This window comes from Immundisolibacter sp., assembly GCF_028696615.1.
Taxonomy (GTDB): domain Bacteria; phylum Pseudomonadota; class Gammaproteobacteria; order Immundisolibacterales; family Immundisolibacteraceae; genus Immundisolibacter.
The window spans coordinates 1-4,872 of the sequence record NZ_JAQVGQ010000203.1; the positions used below are offsets into that span (position 1 = coordinate 1).

Below are 4,872 nucleotides of genomic sequence, written 5' to 3' on the forward strand. Positions count from 1 at the left end.
ACCACGCCATCCACCCGTACGAAAGCGTCGAGCGCCGTCTGCACGATGGCCTGGGCGCCGTCCCAGGACGCCACGCTCGCGGTGCTGGCCACGGCCTGCCCGCCGGCGGCGTGGATCTCGTCCACCATGCGCTGCGCCGGGCCGGCATCGACGCCATCGCCGCCCACCGAGCCGCCGATGTCGTTGACTACCACCCGCGCGCCCTGGGCGGCGGCCAGGCGCGCGATGCCGCCGCCGATGGCGCCACCGCCGCCGGTGACGATGATGACCTTGTCGTGAAGCATGCCGGGCATGACCGATCCTTATGAGTGGGCACGGGGGTGTCGATTGTAGGGAGGAGGGCGGTCAGCGTCGCGGCGGGGTGCTCAGCAGCCGCAGCCACTGCCGGAAAATCGCCGGCAGATGGGTTTCGTCCTGGAAGCTCGGGCTGCTTTGGACAGGCTCGATGCCAAGCTCGCGCGCCGGAGCGTCGGCGCCCGGCCGGGCGCGCTCGGCGCCGCGCGCGTAGTCCTGCGGACCGCTGGTGGTGGCGGCGGCGAAACCCTCCTGGCTGGCCTCGAACTCACGCAGGTCGTCCGGCGTCGCCATGCCGCTGGCGTTGAAGAAGTCCTCGTACTGACGAAGGCGCAGCCGTCGCGCTTCGGCCGGCTCGCCGCGCGGCGCCAGGCAGTAAATGCGCACTTCGGTCAGGTCCGGCGCCAGCGGCCGGAACACGCGAATCTGCGTCGAGGTCTGGTCCATGAGGTAGACGTTCGGGAACAGCAGCAGGTTGCGCATGCGGTCGATCATCCAGGACGCCTTGCCGGCGCCGAACTGCCGCGTCAGGCGCTCACGCTGGCGGGCCAGCGGCCGCACCTCGGGTTGCGCCACGTCGGACCAGGCCAGGATGTGGCCGCTGCCAAGATCGTAGGCGCCGCTTTCGAGTTGCAGGATGCGGTCGTCGGCGATCGAGCCAAGCGCCTTGCCACCTTTCTCGGCGAGGCGCCGGCCGATCATGCTGATGAAATTGGCGTGCACGGTGCTCACGTGGTAGCCGTCGAGGCCGTTTTCGGCATGCACCTTCCAGTTGCCGCGAAAGGTGTAGGTGGAGCTGCCGCGCAGCACCTCGAGCCCGTCCGGCGACTGGTCGACCAGGGCGTCGATGACGCCGGCCGCGGCGGCCAGATGCTCGCGCAGCGTCGGCACGTCGGCCTTGAGCGAGCCGAACAGGAAGCCGCGGTAGTTCTCGAGCCGCGGCAGGGGTTTGAGGTCATGGTTCAGCTGTTCGAACGACGGCGGGTAGGCGCCGGTTTCGTGGTCCTTGATGTCCACGTTGCGGCCGGCGCTGTCGAACACCCAGCCGTGATAGGGACAGGTCAAAAACTTGGCGTTGCCGCGCTGCGTGCGGCACAGCTGCGCGCCGCGGTGCGGGCAGGCGTTGACGAAGCCGCGGATTCGCCCGTCCTGGCCGCGCATCAGCACCACCGGCTGGCGACCCATGGTGAGCGTGAACCAATCGCCCGCACGCGGCAGCTGGCTGTCGTGCGCCAGATACAGCCAGCTGCCCTCGAAGATGTGTTCGAGCTCGAGCTGGAACAGCGCAGGATCGGTAAAGATGCGTCGGTCCACGGCAAACGGCCGCGCCGGGTCGTCGAGCAGGTAACTGGCCGGCGTGAGCGCGCGCGCCAGCTCGGTGGGTGTGTTCATGCGTGTTCTCCTCGGGGCGGTGGGCTCTGGCGGCCCGCTCGCCGGTGATGACGCGGCCGGGCTCAGGGGTTGTGAAGCAATGCGGGTCCTGCGCATTTCTTGCGTCGCCCGTCCGGTACACGCCCGGACGGGCTCACGCGAATCGAGCCCTCAAGGGCTCGATTCGCGTCCGGCCATCCCTGGCCGGCCTGAGAGCTTGAAAAATTCACACGCTCTCAGCCGCCGGCGGCGCGTTCCAGGCGCGCGATCCGGTCGCGCAGCTCCAGGCGCCGGCGTTTGAGTTCTTTCAGTTGCGGCGAGGCCAGGCCCGGCCCGTTTTCGATGTGATCGATCTTTGCATCCAGCAGCCGATGCTCCCGGCGCAGCTCGTCCAGCGTGGCGGTTCCGTTCAGGCGGGGCTCTGTCATCCGTCATCCTCCGTTCGGTAATAATCGCGCCGGCCCCGACACGCTAAACCCGCGCTGCGGGGCCGTCCAGTCCCCACCGCCCGGAACGCATGAGCGCCATCCTCGAAGTCCGTGATCTGGTCAAGGAATACCCCGGCGTGCGGGCGGTGGCGGGGGTGAGCTTCAGCGTCGCGGCCGGCTCCTGCTTCGGCCTGCTGGGACCGAACGGCGCCGGCAAGACCACCACCGTCGAGATGATGGAAGGCATCTGCCGCCCCACCGCCGGCGCCGTGCTGTACCGCGGCGAGGTGCAGGGTGCGCAGTTCCGCGCCGAGGCCGGCATCCAGTTCCAGTCCACCGCACTGCAGGACTTTCTGACCGTGCGCGAGACGCTCACGCTGTTCCACAACCTTTATCCGCGCCGGGCGGACCTCGAAACGCTGATCGACCTGTGCCAGCTGCGGGACCTGCTGGGGCGCGACAACCGCAGGCTGTCCGGCGGCCAGCGCCAGCGCCTGCTGCTGGCGATCGCGTTGGTGAACGATCCCGCCATCGTGTTCCTGGACGAGCCGACCACGGGTCTGGACCCGCAGGCGCGGCGCAGCTTCTGGAAGCTGGTGCAGGACATCCGGGCGCAGGGCAAGACCATCCTGCTGACCACGCACTACATGGAAGAGGCCTACGTGCTGTGCGATGAGATCGCCATCATGGACCGCGGCCGCATCATCGCGCAGGGCTCGCCGGACGCGCTGCTCGCCGAGCATTTCGAGGACGTGATCCTGACCCTGCCGAAGGCCGATTTCGCCCCGCCGGCCGGCTTTGATCTGCCGCTGCTGGATGCCGGCGAGCTGTGGGAGCTGTCGACGCGCGACATCCCGGCCGCGCTGCACGTGCTGGAAGCGGCGGGCGCCAGCCTGCGCCGGTTGCGCATCCGCGAGCGTACGCTGGAAGACCTGTTCCTCGAACTGACCGGCCGCGAGCTGCGCGCCTGAATCAAGCCGGAGCCCGCATCGTGCTGCGCCGTTACCTTGCTCTCACCCATGCCCGCAACATGGAGTTCCTGCGCGACCGCGCCTCGCTCGGCTGGAACCTGCTGTTCCCGCTGGTGCTGGTGGCGGGGCTTGCGATCATCTTCGGCGGCCCGCCGCGGGCGCTGTTCAAGGTGGCGGTGATCGGCGCCGGCGATCCGGTGCAGGTGAGCGCGCACCCGTTCCTCACCACGCGCTACACGGATTTCTTTGCGCTGCCGGCCGACGGCGAGGACGCAGCCGTCGCCAAGGTGGGCCGTCATCGGCTGGACATGCTGATCGATCTGCGCCAGCCGGCGCGTTATTGGGTCAATCCCGAATCGCCCAAGGGCTACGTGCTGGAGCGTCTGCTCGCCGCCGCCGGCGGGCCGTCGCTCACGGCCGGCACCGTGCCCGGCAAGCCCATCCGCTACATCGACTTCCTGCTGCCGGGCATCCTCGGCATGAACATGATGTTCTCGTGCCTGTGGGGCGTCGGCTACGTGGTGGTGCGTTACCGCAAGAGCGGCTTTCTGAAGCGTCTGAACGCCACGCCGGTGCGGCCGATCGAGTTCATCCTGGCGCAGCTCACCTCGCGCTTGCTGCTGATCATGGGCATCACGCTGGTGGTGTACGTGGGCACCGACTGGGTGATCGGCTTTCGCATGGAAGGCTCGTATGTCCTGCTGGCCACGGTCACCACGCTCGGCGCACTCGCCATGATCGCCATGGGCTTCGTGGTGGCAGCCTTCGTGACCAGCGAGGAGCTGGCCGGCGGCATCCTCAATGTCCTGTCCTGGCCGATGATGCTGCTGTCCGGCGTATGGTTCTCCATGGAAGGTACGCAGCCCTGGCTGCAGCAACTGGCGCAGCTGTTCCCGCTGACGCACCTGGTCGGCGGCGCGCGGGCGGTGATGCTGGACGGCGCGGGTTGGGTGGAACTCGCCCCGCAATTGCTGACGCTGGCCGCCATGACGCTGGTGTTTCTGGCCATCGGCGCGCGCATTTTCCGCTGGCGGGCGGACTGAACGACCAACGGGGGCAGGCGATGGAGGTGCACGAGCGGCGAATCGACCTCACCTGCGGCCAGAGCCGCTATCTGGAAGCCGGCGACGGCCCGCCCGTGCTGCTGCTGCACGGCATGGGCATGGCGAGCAGCGCGAACGGCTTCGACCTGCTGATTGCGCACCTGGCCGGCCAGTTCCGCGTGCTGGCGCCGGACCTGCTCGGGTTTGGGCTCGGCACGCGGCGCGTCGAGGCCGGGCCGACCTTCGAACTGATCGTGGAGCAACTGCGCGAGTTCATGGACCGGCTGGGGCTCGCTCGCGTACACGTGGTCGGCCACAGCCTGGGCGGCTGGGTCGGCAACCTGCTGGCCTACGAGAGCCCGCAGCGCGTGGCGCGCCTGGTGGCGCTGTGCTCGGCCGGGCTCAACGTGCAGCCGGCGGCGGGCATCCGCGCCACGGCCATTCCGTCACGCGGGCAGATCGAGGCGCTGCTGCGCGGCTGGCTGCACGAGCCGGCGCGCGTGGCGGATGCCGACTTCGCGCGGTTGGTGGACGGCTTCGCCGCCGCCGCCAACGCACCGGGCGCGCTCGAAAGTCTCGACCCGCTGCTCGCGCAGCAGGAAAACCCGACGCTGCGGGCAAGGTATTTATTGATGCGGCGCCTGCCGTTAGTCACCGCGCCCACGCTGATCATCTGGGGCGAGCACGACCCGCTCGAACCCTACCCGGTGTGGAAGGATGAAGCCCCGCGCCTTGCCGGCGACATGCGCCGGTCGAGTCGCCCAT

General features: G+C 69.1%; 6 protein-coding genes. 3 read left to right on the plus strand and 3 right to left on the minus strand.

What is annotated here, in order from left to right; all coding sequences use genetic code 11:
• The 3 genes from PHC73_RS11570 to PHC73_RS11580 form a co-directional block, all read right to left on the minus strand.
• Positions 1 to 293: SDR family NAD(P)-dependent oxidoreductase (locus PHC73_RS11570; RefSeq protein WP_300128298.1), on the minus strand; the 293-nt coding region annotated here is incomplete at its 3' end.
• 52 nt (positions 294 to 345) lie between these two features.
• Positions 346 to 1,686 (minus strand): aromatic ring-hydroxylating dioxygenase subunit alpha, encoded by a 1,341-nt coding sequence (locus PHC73_RS11575; RefSeq protein WP_300128301.1) that lies wholly within the window; start codon positions 1,684 to 1,686, stop codon positions 346 to 348.
• A gap of 215 nt (positions 1,687 to 1,901) precedes the next feature.
• Entirely contained in the window at positions 1,902 to 2,093 is a 192-nt protein-coding gene (locus tag PHC73_RS11580) for a YdcH family protein (RefSeq protein ID WP_300128304.1), read from the minus strand.
• Between the two features lie 89 nt (positions 2,094 to 2,182).
• Here PHC73_RS11580 and PHC73_RS11585 point away from each other — a divergent pair, with 89 nt between their 5' ends.
• From PHC73_RS11585 to PHC73_RS11595, 3 genes are all read left to right on the plus strand, one after another.
• Entirely contained in the window at positions 2,183 to 3,064 is an 882-nt protein-coding gene (locus PHC73_RS11585; protein WP_300128307.1) for an ATP-binding cassette domain-containing protein, read from the plus strand.
• Positions 3,065 to 3,084: 20 nt separating this feature from the next.
• Complete coding sequence (locus PHC73_RS11590) at positions 3,085 to 4,107, plus strand: ABC transporter permease (RefSeq protein ID WP_300128310.1); 1,023 nt, start codon at positions 3,085 to 3,087, stop codon at positions 4,105 to 4,107.
• A gap of 26 nt (positions 4,108 to 4,133) precedes the next feature.
• On the plus strand, positions 4,134 to 4,872 hold a 739-nt coding region (locus PHC73_RS11595; RefSeq protein WP_300128313.1), incomplete at its 3' end, for an alpha/beta fold hydrolase.